Source organism: Kiloniella sp. (assembly GCF_965205715.1).
Taxonomy (GTDB): domain Bacteria; phylum Pseudomonadota; class Alphaproteobacteria; order Kiloniellales; family Kiloniellaceae; genus Kiloniella.
The window spans coordinates 930408-943807 of the sequence record NZ_CBDBHW010000014.1 but is presented as its reverse complement, the minus strand read 5'-3'; the positions used below and the strand labels follow the sequence as shown (position 1 = coordinate 943807).

The 13400-nt window shown below is 47.0% G+C and carries 18 protein-coding genes; 9 read left to right on the top strand and 9 right to left on the bottom strand.

Annotated elements, in window-relative coordinates; translation table 11 throughout:
- Positions 1–11: 11 nt before the first annotated feature.
- Together ACOGW3_RS21345 and ACOGW3_RS21340 are read right to left on the bottom strand one after the other, a co-directional pair.
- A complete protein-coding gene (locus tag ACOGW3_RS21345) occupies positions 12–410 on the bottom strand; it encodes a MerC family mercury resistance protein (RefSeq protein ID WP_419904795.1) in 399 nt (132 codons plus the stop codon).
- Between the two features lie 126 nt (positions 411–536).
- Entirely contained in the window at positions 537–746 is a 210-nt protein-coding gene (locus ACOGW3_RS21340; protein WP_419904794.1) for a hypothetical protein, read from the bottom strand.
- On the opposite strand from ACOGW3_RS21340, the gene ACOGW3_RS21335 reads away from it, so the two are divergent.
- The 3 genes from ACOGW3_RS21335 (at position 733) to ACOGW3_RS21325 (ending at position 3115) form a co-directional block, all read left to right on the top strand.
- Positions 733–1965 (top strand): ISL3 family transposase, encoded by a 1233-nt coding sequence (locus ACOGW3_RS21335; RefSeq protein ID WP_419901077.1) that lies wholly within the window; start codon positions 733–735, stop codon positions 1963–1965. The two genes, ACOGW3_RS21340 and ACOGW3_RS21335, sit on opposite strands and share 14 nt — an antisense overlap.
- A gap of 206 nt (positions 1966–2171) precedes the next feature.
- Positions 2172–2534: a DUF805 domain-containing protein gene (locus ACOGW3_RS21330; RefSeq protein ID WP_419904793.1), complete on the top strand. Its 363-nt coding sequence runs from the start codon at positions 2172–2174 to the stop codon at positions 2532–2534.
- 152 nt (positions 2535–2686) lie between these two features.
- Positions 2687–3115, top strand: a complete 429-nt coding sequence (locus tag ACOGW3_RS21325; RefSeq protein WP_419904792.1) for a DUF6258 family protein — start codon at positions 2687–2689, stop codon at positions 3113–3115.
- A gap of 141 nt (positions 3116–3256) precedes the next feature.
- Here ACOGW3_RS21325 and ACOGW3_RS21320 read toward each other — a convergent pair whose 3' ends face one another.
- From ACOGW3_RS21320 to ACOGW3_RS21305, 4 genes are all read right to left on the bottom strand, one after another.
- The gene (locus ACOGW3_RS21320) at positions 3257–3724 is read right to left on the bottom strand and encodes a GNAT family N-acetyltransferase (RefSeq protein WP_419904791.1); all 468 of its coding nucleotides are present in this window, start codon (positions 3722–3724) and stop codon (positions 3257–3259) included.
- Positions 3725–3821: 97 nt separating this feature from the next.
- Entirely contained in the window at positions 3822–4256 is a 435-nt protein-coding gene (gene gloA, locus ACOGW3_RS21315) for a lactoylglutathione lyase (RefSeq protein WP_419904790.1), read from the bottom strand.
- 98 nt (positions 4257–4354) lie between these two features.
- Complete coding sequence (locus ACOGW3_RS21310; RefSeq protein WP_419904789.1) at positions 4355–4843, bottom strand: hypothetical protein; 489 nt, start codon at positions 4841–4843, stop codon at positions 4355–4357.
- 184 nt (positions 4844–5027) lie between these two features.
- Positions 5028–5459 carry a hypothetical protein gene (locus tag ACOGW3_RS21305; protein WP_419904788.1) on the bottom strand — a complete coding sequence of 144 codons (432 nt, stop codon included), beginning with the start codon at positions 5457–5459 and terminating at the stop codon, positions 5028–5030.
- Positions 5460–5816: 357 nt separating this feature from the next.
- Between ACOGW3_RS21305 and ACOGW3_RS21300 the strand changes: the two genes are divergently transcribed.
- Positions 5817–6647: a fumarylacetoacetate hydrolase family protein gene (locus tag ACOGW3_RS21300; RefSeq protein WP_419904787.1), complete on the top strand. Its 831-nt coding sequence runs from the start codon at positions 5817–5819 to the stop codon at positions 6645–6647.
- 35 nt (positions 6648–6682) lie between these two features.
- Here ACOGW3_RS21300 and ACOGW3_RS21295 read toward each other — a convergent pair whose 3' ends face one another.
- A complete protein-coding gene (locus tag ACOGW3_RS21295; RefSeq protein ID WP_419904786.1) occupies positions 6683–7483 on the bottom strand; it encodes a substrate-binding periplasmic protein in 801 nt (266 codons plus the stop codon).
- Between the two features lie 205 nt (positions 7484–7688).
- Between ACOGW3_RS21295 and ACOGW3_RS21290 the strand changes: the two genes are divergently transcribed.
- Positions 7689–8330, top strand: coding sequence for a LysE family translocator (locus ACOGW3_RS21290; protein ID WP_419904785.1), 642 nt, complete (start codon positions 7689–7691; stop codon positions 8328–8330).
- Positions 8331–8552: 222 nt separating this feature from the next.
- Here the strand turns inward: ACOGW3_RS21290 and ACOGW3_RS21285 are convergent, their stop codons facing one another.
- Both ACOGW3_RS21285 and ACOGW3_RS21280 read right to left on the bottom strand, forming a co-directional pair.
- Entirely contained in the window at positions 8553–8909 is a 357-nt protein-coding gene (locus ACOGW3_RS21285; protein WP_419904784.1) for a hypothetical protein, read from the bottom strand.
- Positions 8910–8929: 20 nt separating this feature from the next.
- Positions 8930–9598: a FadR/GntR family transcriptional regulator gene (locus tag ACOGW3_RS21280; protein ID WP_419904783.1), complete on the bottom strand. Its 669-nt coding sequence runs from the start codon at positions 9596–9598 to the stop codon at positions 8930–8932.
- A 356-nt stretch (positions 9599–9954) separates the two neighbouring features.
- Here ACOGW3_RS21280 and ACOGW3_RS21275 point away from each other — a divergent pair, with 356 nt between their 5' ends.
- The 4 genes from ACOGW3_RS21275 to ACOGW3_RS21260 are packed head-to-tail and all read left to right on the top strand — an operon-like array spanning position 9955 to position 13398.
- On the top strand, positions 9955–10938 hold the full coding sequence (locus ACOGW3_RS21275) for an ABC transporter substrate-binding protein (protein ID WP_419904782.1): 984 nt from the start codon (positions 9955–9957) through the stop codon (positions 10936–10938).
- Positions 10939–10969: 31 nt separating this feature from the next.
- Positions 10970–11800 (top strand): ABC transporter permease, encoded by an 831-nt coding sequence (locus ACOGW3_RS21270; protein ID WP_419904781.1) that lies wholly within the window; start codon positions 10970–10972, stop codon positions 11798–11800.
- Positions 11800–12630, top strand: a complete 831-nt coding sequence (locus ACOGW3_RS21265) for an ABC transporter ATP-binding protein (protein ID WP_419904780.1) — start codon at positions 11800–11802, stop codon at positions 12628–12630. The genes ACOGW3_RS21270 and ACOGW3_RS21265 overlap by 1 nt, the downstream gene beginning before the upstream one ends.
- A gap of 12 nt (positions 12631–12642) precedes the next feature.
- Positions 12643–13398, top strand: coding sequence for an ABC transporter permease (locus tag ACOGW3_RS21260; RefSeq protein WP_419904779.1), 756 nt, complete (start codon positions 12643–12645; stop codon positions 13396–13398).
- Positions 13399–13400 lie beyond the last annotated feature (2 nt).

The window sequence follows — 13400 nt, the reverse complement described above, 5'->3', positions numbered from 1 at the left end:
AAAGGGAACTGTTAACCCGCAACCGCCAGAGGTTCTAATTTTTTTGACCGCCAGTCCCAAAGTGCAGCAAGGCTAAGCAGGCAAAACCCCGATAGTTCTATTGCAAAGTGATAGTTTACATACATAGCATAGGCAATGATAACTGCACCGGATCCACCGATTAAAGTGGGCCAGGGGTTTTTATGCCGGAACAGACCCAGGATAAGGCCAAATACGGCGAGTGAGGCTGTGGTGACAATGCCACCTGCCCACAGGGTCTCATTGAGGGATATTGCAACCCCGAGATGGTTCAGGAGGCTGATGAACATCAGTGTCCCATAGCAAAGCACTACTGAAAATGTTGCACAGATCCCTGCAATCATTCCAATTTTTGGGACATGGCATTGATTGCTTTGATTATCGGTTTTCAAACGCGATGTCCTCCCATCCGATTCTGAATTTTTACCCCTTATCCCATTTATCTGAGAATCAGAAGGCTTGAGATAGGGCTATCATAATGGAACTTCAAATTCTGGCAATCATAAAGGTTTGAAATGTCAACATTTATACTCGGGAAGTATAAGTAGAATAAAAGCTAAATTAACCTTAAATCCAATACTTAAATGATTGTATTTTATATTTATTTTTCCCAATTGTTGGCTCTTCTCCGCTTTGTTGAGTAGAAAAAGATGCCGACCTCCAAGTAACCTGTTGATATGTATGGTTTCTGATAACTTTACATAGAGCAGGTATATGACAATCAACATCTCGCAGCATATTTTAGGCCTCAAAGGGCAACGTGTAAATGAAATTAAACTGGATGACGGCGGTGTTAAGATTGTCATTCACTGCAGCCGAGACGCGCGTAGGAGGGCTATAGACCCTGCTACAGGCCAGAAGGGAAGCATCAACCAGCATGTCCGCCGACAAGTAAACGACATCCCCCTTTTTGGGTATCCTTGTGTGGTCGAGATTGAGCTGGCGCAGGTTTATATTAACAAGGGCGAACGCCGCATTGAGGGGTGTGATTTTGTTGATAAAGGGTGCCGTTTCACTCACCGATTTTGCCGACTGATCAGTGGATTATGTCGGCATATGTCTATTCAAGCGGTTTCCAGACATTTGGATATACGATGGGAAACGGTCAAGAATATCGACAGGGCATACCTTATTGAAACTCTCCCTACGCTTGATCCTGCAGAGCTAACTGGCTTGGAATATATTGGTGTAGATGAAGTTGCCCGGGCGAAAGGTCATGACTACATGACGGTGGTCTACGATATGGTTGGCGGTCATCTGATCTGGGTTGAAGCAGGCCGAACTGCCGAGGTTTTTTCAAGGTTTTTGAAACAACTGCAACCAGATACAGCCTGCAAAATAAAGGCCGTAGCGATGGATATGGGGCCTGCCTACCAAAAGGCTGTCAGAGAGTCCTTGCCGTTGGCCGACATAGTATTTGACCGTTTCCACGTCATGAAAAACTACAGCAAAGCTATCCATAATCAGCGTCGACTTGAGTTCAGAAAGGCCGATCCAAGTGGTAAAGAGTTGATGAAAGGGACGCATTATCTGTTGCTCAAAAATGCGGATAAGTTGAGTGAAAAACAAAGTGACAAGCTGCAAAGGTTGCTGGAGAGCAATAGCAACCTGAATGCACTTTACGTCTTGAAAGAACAGCTTCAGCTGCTGTGGAGTGCCGCTTCATTTGAGGCGATGGCGGAGCAACTGGAACGTTGGTGCCTGATAGCAGATCAGTCACAGATGCTCTATCTAAAAAAGTTCGCGAAATCCCTACGGAAACATTGTGTGGGCATCTGCAACTACGCCAAACACAAGCTCACAAGCGCCAGGATAGAGGCTGGTAATGTCAGTATAGGAATGATCCGTAAGCGAGCCAGAGGCATCAAGGATACCGAATACTTCAAACTCAAAATTAGACAATCATCCATTCCAGATAATCAATCTATGCTCTATTTGAAATCCTAAATCTACTCAACAAAGCGGAGAAGAGCCCAATTGTTATTTAACTTGATTCTCGCATTAACTTTTTGTTAAGGTTTGGTTGCGAAACGAAGTTCAGATCCTGTTTGCCGAAACGGATCTTTTGATATTTTGGGGGGCTATTAAGGTGCACCACTGGTTATGCCAGCTGGTCATGCCTTTACCGCCTATGAAAAAGTAAGGAATAAGTGGTGGTAAAGCGGATCATGACCATGGAGGGGCGTGCAACTCGTCTTGAGTTCTGGATGGTGCACCTTATTTCTTATCTTATCCTGGTAGCAGGGATTGTTTTATTGAGCATTCCTCAGGTTAAAATCCCCTTATATGAAATTAACCCACAGCTCGCGCTCGGTTTGTTTGTTGCCCTGTTTTGCGTTTGTGTCGCCACCCAAATTTTGGTCGGTATCCGCCGTATCCACGACCTCAACACGGGGGGCTGGGCCTACGGTATCACCCTGATCCCGGTGGTTGGTTTTGCAATCTACTTTCTCTCAGCTGGTTTCCTCCGAAGCCACCCCGAAGACAACCGCTACGGTCCAAGCCCTGTAAGGTAAGATCGTAGAATTCTTTTTCTTCTTCTACCATTTACAAATTGCGCCCCAATTATCTAATTTTCTAAAAACTCATCTTGGCAAGTTCCCTTGTCCAAGGCATAGTTGCGTTCTTCAAGCATAAATAGCGTTCTTTGAACGATTAAAAATGAATAATGCTGAAAAAAGCAAATATGAACCCAGCAGATTTTGTAAAAAGCATTTATCTTGGTGATCGTGGATGTAAAAAAATAACCTACGATATTTGTTTGGACGAATTCACAATACAAGTTGATACAATCTCTAGGATAAGATCAGAGAGCGGTGAATGGAATTTCTACGTAGCTGAAGACATTATCGATGGATTGATCGTATTTAAGGGGGTTCACAAGGTCTTATTTGACCCCAGTGGCTACCCGCCTAATGATTATATTAATTATTTGAAAATCGATAATGATGAAGAGGGAGAGTATTGTTTTACCCTCTCCATAGGTTATGTTTCTCCAGATGACCCCGGTGTTAATTATGAAATAATTTTGAAGGTCTTTTCCAAAGGGATCTGTTTGCGTGATCCTTTGACACCAAACCATGATATAACTGTGTAATCCGGTATATCGACGTTGGGGTCCACAGGTAATCTAAGAAACCAGTGATGAATAGGTCGTTATTTAAATGCAACGGGCTCACTTCGTTAAGAGCCTTCTTTAGGTTATTTGGTGAATCTATAATTTCAAGGAACTCATTATTTACTCATGTAAAGACAATCTAAACGTCACCATTTCTGATGGGGTGAAACCGTGTTTTTGGTAAAACCGATGGGCGCCTAGATTGTCGTGATCGGTGAGCAGGGTGATGCGTTTGCAGTTGTTTTCTTTGGCGAAGTCGATGGCATAAGACAGTATTTTTGAGCCCACGCCCATTCCGCGACCTGAAGGGGCGACCACCATGTCTTCGATAATACCGACACGGGCACCGAGTACTGTGGATACTGTATAGAGCAGATTTACCATCCCGAGGATCTCACCCGTTCCAGGCGTTTGACCAATCCGGCGGGCAATCAGTATTTCACCCATATCAGGGCCTGAGATTACGGCTTCTAAACCACGGGCTTGGAGTTGGGGATTTGGGGTGAAATCTGCCTCTTGGGTAAAGAGGTGATCAAGCAGAACGCAGAGTTGAGGGATATCCGCCTTAACCGCCTTGGTCATTTCCATAAAATTGTGTCCTGAAAATAAATGATACCAGATCTATGTCTCAAATATTTTTAACGTTTTATGGGCAGGGCGGCTAGGCGATAATTGTCCTGTTAGTTTAAGCCTTTGCAATCAACTCAATACGGTACCCATCGGGATCTTCGATAAAGGCAATGGTTTCGCGCTCGCCGGTTTCATCGGGGGCGGCGGTCATGGGGCCGGGAGCGCGGGTGACGATGATACCGAGCTTTTCAAGTCGGGTGCAGGCGGCATAGATATCTTCTACTTCGAGCGCGACATGACCGTAACCGTTGCCGTGCTCGTAAGTATCCGTGTCCCAATTGTAGGTAAGTTCCAACACGGCGTTTGAGGCCTCATCACCATAGCCAATAAAGACCAGGGTAAAACGGGCGTCGCTAAAGGTTTCACGGCGCAGTTCACGCATGCCAAGCGCGTCGCGGTAGAAAGCGATGGAGCGCTCAAGGTTTGTGACCCGAACCATAGTGTAGAGAATACGTGATGGCACAACGGCCGGGGTGTCAGTCTTGCCCATAATTGGTTTCCTCATATTTGGGTGCTGTTTAGATCAGAATGACGGGCTTAATCACGCCCGTCTTCTAACCGTTCATCGAAAAAAATCTCGAAGGATACTTATTTACAAACTGCACCGCTATAGCGGATGAGGCCTTGAAGTTTAGGCAGATCGACCAGGCCATAGCTGCTGAAGCTGCCTTTGTAGCCCTTGAGCGAACCGGATGTGCTGGCTTCTTGCACGTCGTAGGTGATCTCGATCATATATTGGCCTTGCTTGCCAACGACACTTGTCAGAATGCCAAGATCTTTGGTGTGCATGAAACCACCGTCTTCGGTCATGAAGTAGTGCTCCATATCCATTTCCAGGCCGGTCGCGGTTTCGCGCTGTGCGGTAACTTTACCCGAGGCGTTCGAAACGGATCCCGTCAAGGGAGCGACGATGGTAATAGTGCCATCTTCTTGAGGCACAAAGTTGGGCATGCCAACACCGCCGATAACGGTGCAAGCTTCACTGTTTGTTGTTGCTGCTAAGGCCGGGGTTGAAATAACGTCGGTAAAGGTTGTGAAAGAGGACAGAGCTAATCCGAATGCCAAGGTCTTGAACATGTGCGTATTCCTTATGAGGGTTTTATCATTTGTGAAGAAACATCCGGGGGGAGCCGCCATAGCTATTGGCGCAGCACAGTGACCCGTGCCCCGAAGTGACTTCGTTTAAGTTTGATTTGTTTGTTTTGCTCTAATTCAAGAGCGCACACCCAGCCTTTTAGGTGGGTGCTTTAGAGCTCGATCTTTAAGCGACCTTGATATTCATCGCTGCTTTAATGTCTGCAAGGTAGAAGATTTGTCCCGCTCCAGCCCAGGAGCCTTCATCAAGTTCTGTCAGCATGGTCCAATGGTTGAGGCGACCTTCGTAAGGGCCAACGATGTCATCGACGATTTTGCCCACCGCTGCCACAAACTCGGCACGGGTCTCTTTGTTCAAAGCCCCTTCAGGTGTTGTCACGGCGATACGAAGAGGGGCTTTATCCAGGCTTCCCCCGCCGACATAAATCGTGCCCGCAGGTTGTTCGATGTAATAAGCCCAAGCCAGAGACTGTGCCCCGGCATCGTCGATGGGGGCGCGTTCTGCTTCGAGCAGGGCATTGGTCAATCGGGACATCAAAGCGTCCTGATCTGATTTCTTCAAGGCCCCCTGAGCAGCTGTTACCTGTAGTAATGGCATTGTTCTTTTCCTCTTATTATTCAGCCCAAATCGTTCGTATTGGGCAGTGAAATTACACAATATAACGACCGTTATGTTTTTGAATATAGTAACGATCGTTATTTCGTCAAGAATAAAATATAACGATCACTATAAATAATGTAAAATACTGTATTTGAATATTTCAGAGAAGAGGGGATATGAATATTAAATCAAATGGTTAGGGAAGATAAATGATAACAGAAATTATTAAACTTATTTGCGTTTATTGATCGGTACGAATTTAAATTGATACGAAAAATTGTTTACTTCAAAATTGATGTCTGTTTCCATCCGGGGGGAAATACATTGTTTCGAAACTTTCACGAGTGTGTGCCAATGCTGTCAAAATTAGTAGCTACGACCTTGGTTTTAATGACCCTGTCATTACAGGTGGTGGCGCAATCCTCTTATAAAATCACCCAGTATGTTCATTATGAATATCAGGGTGAAACGCACTATGGGGTTTTGTCTGGTGATAAGATTACCCCATTGAAAGAGGGGCTTTTTCCGCTATCAGAACGGACTGATACCAAACTGTCGCTAGAGGATATCCGGTTCCTACCCCCGAGTGATGCTGGGAAGGTCTTTGCTGTGGGGATGAACTTTGCTTCTCACATGGCCTCGGCATCAAAAGCACCGCCGCCGATGTTCTTGAAACTGCCTAGTTCTCTGGCCGGGCATGGGCAGATTATCACGGTGCCAGGGGATGCGGGCAATGTGCATTTTGAGGGCGAGTTGGTTCTGATTATTGGCACGCGGGCCAAGGATGTGTCTGAACAAGAGGCGGGGGATTATATCTTTGGCGTCAGTGCGGGAAATGATCTGACCGAACGCTCTTGGCAGGGCAGCGATCTTCAGTGGATGCGTTCCAAAGCCAGCGACGGTTTTGGTCCGGTTGGCCCCAGTGTTGTTACGGGGCTTGATTGGAACAACCTGCTTTTGACCACCCGTTTGAACGGTGAGATCGTGCAGCAGGAAAATACCCGTAACATGATCCATAAACCGGAAAAAGTGGTGAGCTATCTCAGTCAGTATTTCACGCTCGAGCCCGGTGATATGATCTTTATGGGCACACCTGGGCGGACTTCAGCGCTTAATCATGGTGATGAAGTTTCCGTCGAGATAGAAGGTGTGGGGCTTATAGCTAACCGGATCGAGTGGCCTTAAGGTTTTGGCGGGGATCGGGAGGTTCTTATCCTGGCCTATTCCGTTGGCTTTAAATAATTTGCGGCTTTCTCTGCAATGACCTGGTCACGGAGAGTGCCTATTTTACTCCACAAACGTTCAACAAGCCCCGGGTCCCGGAGGTAAAACTCGTTACTGATTACGAGGTAGTAGCTCTTGCTTTTGATCGCGTGAGGGACTTTCTTAATGCCGGTTATATTGTGGGTTTTTAAATAGCTGTCGGCAGTAACTGAATGAAGGGCTACGGCATCAATTCGCCCCGTGACCAGCTTTTTGATATTGGAGGCTGTCGTGTTTGATTCTTCAATCAAGTGGCCTTGGGCAATGAGATCTCCACCAATGGAATAACCTCTGTTTACCCCAATGCGTTGACTTGGGTCTTTTGCCTTAAAACGTTCATAGGTGTTGGGCTGATCTTCCCGGTAATAGAGGTGGTAGCTATATTCAAATACCCGCCGAGACTTGTCGAGTTTGCCTTCATGCCAGGGATAAACCCCCCAGTTGTACCGTTCGGGCTTATAGGAAAAAACAAAGGCGCCATCGATTTTTGACTGATTTAGATAGGCCTGTACCCGTTTGTTTGGATAGCGCGCGAGGGAAAGATCAATGCCCATTTCATCACTAGCGCGTTGAATGATATCGATTGCCAGGCCCGGGGGGTCAGAAACACCAGACCCTTCGCCCATTTGGGTGGGAAAGGTCTCTACGTTTGAATAAGCAAGGTTGAGGGATATGTTTTTGGCATGACCCGTAACAGGAAAGAAGGATAATAAACTAAAGGTGAGGAAGGCGATTATATAGTTGTTTGTTTTCCTCACGAGCTTTCCCACCCCATTACCTCACACACAGAAGCCGCATACTAGAATTGTTCGCCCTGAAAAGTAAACGTTCCAGAGAGAAAAAGTCATCCGCCATTGTTTCATGGTTCGTTCTGTAGCGAAGCATTTTTTGGTTTGGGTGTGTCATGATCTCGTCCTGAACCCCTTGGTCTTTGATTTTCCTATTCCTTGAAAGGTCTGATTTATGGACAGCATTTCACTTTATCTCCCCGGTATTATATTGGCCTATTCGGCTTTTTTACTCAGTATAGCAAGCCCTGGCCCCAATGTACTCGCCGTCATCGGTACGTCAATGGAGGTCGGGCGCAAGTCAGGAATGGCCTTGGCCTTGGGAGTGGCCACGGGATCTTTCTGCTGGGCAGTTTTGACTGTTGTCGGGTTGTCGGCCTTGCTTTCAACTTACGCAGTTGCCTTAACCATCATCAAGGTTGGCGGCGGTCTCTATCTGCTCTGGCTTGCTTATAAATCTTTTAAGTCCTCAAGGGCAAAGCACGATATCGCAGCAACCGCCTTGGCTGGGGGGAAGCGCAGCGCCCTGGGATATTTTATTCGTGGTCTCACGGTCCAGATGACGAACCCCAAAGCTGCCCTGGCCTGGATCGCGATTATATCGCTTGGCCTCACGCAAGATGCCCCTGTTTGGGTTGGTGTAACAGTGGTTCTGGGAACGACGCTGTTATCCATCACCATTCACCTGATCTATGCGATCGCATTTTCAACGCCCGTAATGGTACGTCTTTATAGCCGGGCCCGTAGAGCGATCCAATTTACCCTCGGCGTCTTTTTCGCCTTTGCGGGGATCAAACTGCTGACCTCGCGGATTTAGCTAAGTCACTAGGGGGCGTTAGGGGGCCCCTTGTGCTAGAGATCATTTATATTCCTGGCTTCATATCAACAAAGGGGTACATATTTCGGCCCGCCTTTGCATCCTCTCCAGTCATATCAACGTCAGTAATAAAAGTAGAGGGAGGGATATGAAGGTTAGTGATTAATACGTTGAGAATAACAAGATTTTAAAAAAAATACGCCGCCAATTGAGAGTTTTATCTCATTGCCATAAGGAGATTAATTCAGCCAAATATTCTGCTGATTCTTGTGTCGTGTGTATTTCTGCTCCGTTTGGCTGAAAGCCGCATAGAAAAGATAATATACTTTTGCTGTAAATTATTTTTACACGCAAATTCTCAACCTCCCTAACGCGTATGACACAGTGAATATATTTTCCAGATTTCCTATGGTGCCCAATTGCGATGATATTTTCACAACCACCAGAGTATGAACCTACGATATGAATTTTGGCGCCAGCTTTAAAGTGTTTAAGGCCTGACTTCAGCTCTCCACCATCCGGGCCGAACGGGATTTCTTTTTTTACATTCCCTACAACACACCAAAGTTCGTCGCTCATATTCATCGTATCCAGTCCAACTAGGAAGGTATCAACCCTTTAAGTACAGTCTCCAAATGATTGCGCATGAGGTTTTGCGCCAGTACACCATCGCGATTATCGATGGCGTCCAGGATATTGTCGTGTTCGGCGAAGCTGTGGTGGTCTTTCGGGGGGCGGTCTCTTCTTTGTCTCATGCGGCCCCAGGCCACGGTTCGGCGCAGGGAGTTCAGGAGATCAAACAGTGCCAAGAGAGCATTGTTCTGGGTCGATTTTGCGATCAGCCAATGTAATTGATTATCCAATGTTTCGTATTCGCGCCAGCTTGTGGCCAGCTGGGTTTGGCGGGCAATCCGGCGTAGGGATTCCATGTCCTGTGCCGTTGCATTAAAGGCGGCCTCTCTCGCCAATTGAGGCTCCAGGATCATTCGGGCAGACATAACATCGCGTGGGTTGGTGTGTTTGGCGACATTGGCAATCGACATTGCCAGGCTTTCCTCTTTGCCATTACCGATAAAAGTTCCCCGGCCGACGTGACGCCAAATAGCGCCTTCAGCCTCCAGAACATTAAAGGCTTTCCTGAGTTCGGCCCGGGAGATGCCGAGCGTATCGCACAGTTGCCGCTCGGCAGGTAACCTCTCATTCGGGACAAAGTCACCCTGGGCAATAAAGGCTCTCAACTGTACCAGCGCACCGTCTTCTGTTTCCATATCTCAACTGCTTTCCAAGGCTAATTTTTCAAACCAATTGGTTAACCCAATTTAAAATTGGTTTTTGATGGTTGGGCGGTTTTTATAGTGAAAACTAGGTTATTGAAAAGAATGTAAGGGATCAATAGCAATAATTTTCTTTGTGAGTTACTTGTTATTTTGTTGATATAATTGAATTAAATTGGTCTGAAGGATGTCAATTTGTAAAAAATGACTGTTTTTGCCAACTATGTGCTTGAGTTCGAAATTGGTTCTTTTTAGCGTTAATAATACAAAAATAGAACAATAAAACATACGAATTGGTGATTGGTTTTAATTGGTTCTGTGCGCGGAGCCTAAATCTTGGGAGAAGTACCATGGGAGTATTTTTTAAGAAGGTCACTTTGACAGCCGCAGCTGCTGTCACGGCCTTTTCAGTCTCGGTCTCTGCTTTTGCTGCGGATAAAGTCAGGATCGCCCTGGGCGATGTGGCTTCTGTTGAAACGCTGGCAATGTTGGTTGCGCTGGAGCGGGCCAAAGAAAAAGGGTTGGATTACGAGCTCACAACCTTTGCCAAAGAGAACCTCGCCATTCAGGCGATCATTAGCGGGCAAATGGATATTGGTATTGGATCGCCTTACTCTGTTATCCAAAAGACCAATGTTCCAATTCGGAACTTTTTTCAAATCTCCAAACTGGTGTTTTTCCCGGTAGCAGACAAAAAATACGCAACCTGGAAAGACCTGGATGGTGAGCCCTTTACATTCCATGCCCGCGGCACTGGAACCGAAGCTATCGGTAACATAATTGCCAAACGTGAGAATATCTCATTTGGCACCCGATCCTATGTTCCCGGATCTGAGAACCGCATCGTTGCGATGATGAAGGGGCAGATCAACGCCACCATCGTCGATCTCTCCAACAAGAATATTCTGATGGAAAGAGCAGGGGATCGCTTTCATGTCCTGCCAAGCCTTGGTGGCGCAGCCAGTGATGAAATTCTGTTCGCGAACCTCAACTGGATGAACGAAAACAAGGAATCCGTCTCTATTCTGGTCGATACGTTGCTGACGACTTGGCGCGATATGATCAATGATCCGAGTATTATCGATAAAGAGCGCAAGCGCTTCAATCTGTTATCGGATCTCCCGGCAGAACTGCTTCATGAAGTTGATGCTTATTATAAAGAAGCCGTAGAGGGTGGTTTATTCGATGCCAATGGTGGCGGAGATATCGCTGCCAAGTCCGATTTTGATTTTTATGTGAAGGCCGGTCAGTTAAAGGGCCCCGCTGAAGGACTAAAAGTTGAAGACTATTGGGCAATGGGTCCTCTCGACGACGCGATTTCTAAGATCAAGTAAATCCGGACACAAGATCCCTTAACTGGAGCTGGTGATCGCTTTCCACCCATCAGCTCCATCTTTTTTAAGAATAGTGAGAACGCAAGTTATGGTAAATTTCTTCTTGCATTCAAGGACTTTGAAACTGCTCTCCTTTGTTCTTGTTTTTGGAGGATGGGAGTACGCTGGCCGTATTCCAGTTAGCCCGGCTTTTCCAACCTTTTTACAAACCATGGACGCCTTTTGGCAGCTGCTGGTCGATGGTTCATTTTTGAAGACTTACCCGGAAACCCTTAAGCCTCTGGTGATCGGACTGTTTATCTCTGGTTTTCTCGGGGTGAGTTGCGGGGTATGGATGGGGCTTAATCACAAAGCGGAATGGTTTGGCTCGCCGATATTCATCGTTATGCAATCGGCACCTTTGGCAGCGCTCATCCCGTTGCTGGTGATGGCCTATGGTATTGGTTTGACGTCAAAAGTGTTGGTTGTCTGCATCATGGCAATGCCGGTTATTGTCCTCAATGCCTATAACGCGGTAAAGCACACCCCCCATGTCTTAAAGGAAATGGGACATTCTTTCCAAGCCAGCAAGCGGGATATTATTTTGAAAATTATCCTGCCTTCTGCCAGTCCGGTTATTTTTGTGGGCCTTCGCCTGGGCGCGTCTGCTGGGTTTATCGGGGCTATTCTGTCTGAATTGCTTATTACCCCAACGGGAATTGGTGATCTGATCACCTACAATCAATCGATTGCGGAGTACCCGAAAATGTACGCTGCCATTTTTTCCATCATCGTTCTTGCTGTTGCGTTTCTAGAAATACTAGAGCGGGTAGAGCATACGTTATTCCGGCCTGAAAGTCGGCCAGTACAGGGAGTAAGCTGATGAATGCTACTGCTAAACTCGTTCCTGAAAGTGAGATATCTCCAGGAAATACTACCAATGTACCCGCGGGTAATGAAATTGCCGTGTCAGTAAAGGGTGTTTCAAAAGTTTATCCCGGCGGCGTTCAGGCCTTAAACGACATGAACCTAGATTTTCCCAAAGGCCAGCTGACGTCTCTGCTTGGACCCTCTGGCTGTGGTAAAACCACGCTTTTGAAAATCATTGCTGGCCTGATCCCGGCCACTCAGGGTGAAGTCTACGTTAATGGCAAGCCTGTTAAAGAGCCAGGAGAAGACCGTGCTTTTGTCTTTCAGGATTTTGCCCTGATGCCTTGGGCAACAGTGATGCGCAACGTTGGGTTCGGATTGGAGCTACGGGGCGTTGCCAAGTCAGAACGTGAAGCCGTTGCAGAAAAATACATCAAGGACGTTGGCCTGAAAGGTTTTGAGCACAGTTTCCCTCACGAGCTCTCAGGCGGGATGCGCCAGCGTGTCGGGCTGGCACGGGCCCTAAGCGTGGATGCTGATGTCTTGCTTATGGATGAACCGTTTTCCGCGGTTGATGAGCAAACCCGGCGTAAGTTTCAGGAAGATTTGATCAACCTGGTTGAGGTTGAAAAGAAGACCTTCATCTTTGTCACCCACTCGATTGAAGAGGCGGTTTATGTCTCGGACAAGATTGCCCTGTTGTTACCGCGGCCAAGCCGGGTGTCAGAAATCATTGAGCCCCAAATAGATCGCACCATTGATGCGGATGCCATGCGTCGTGATGCGGGCTATCTGGATACGGTCGAAAACATTTGGCGTTCACTGCGTACGTATGTCGAATAGGGGGAATGGATCATGAAAGTTTTTGGTTTCCATCTGCCCATGATGTCTTCTCTTATCATTTGGGCCATACTGTGGGAGATCGTCGGTCACTTGGAACTGACATTCCTCTTACCACCGTTATCGTCTGTCTTTGAAAAAATGTGGGAAATTGTGCCAACAGCATCTTTTCTCTCCGCACTTTGGGATACCGGACGAGCCTTTATCATCGGTACCTTGTCGGCAATCGCAATTGGCGTTCCTGTGGGTGTGCTCATGGGGCAGTCGGTAATCATCGACAGACTGTTGTTGCCTTGGGTTAACATGTTTCTCAGTGCCCCCCTGACCGCACTGGTGCCTGTACTGATGATATTGTTTGGCATAGGAGAGCGCACCGTCATCATCACCACCGCTCTCTTTGCAATCTGGATCATCGTTTTGGATGCGCGTGCAGGTGTGAAGCAAATCACCCCTTCACTGGTTGAAATGGCAAGATCCTATGGGGCTTCACGGTGGCAGGCGTTTCACAAAATTTATATTTGGGCGGCTTTACCTGAAATTCTAGCCGGAATTCGCATCGGTTTCATTCGGGCGGTAAAAGGCGTCATTATCGGACAGCTACTCGTGTCGATTGTGGGCTTTGGACGCTTGTTCGAACTCTATTCTGCGAACTTCTTGATGGAGCACTTCTGGGCTCTGCTGTTAGTGCTGTTCTTCTTTGCCTTTGTCCTTGCCGAAGGGCTCGCCGCATTGGAAAGGCTGGTGGAATATTATGCATCAAGCCGTTCTTAACA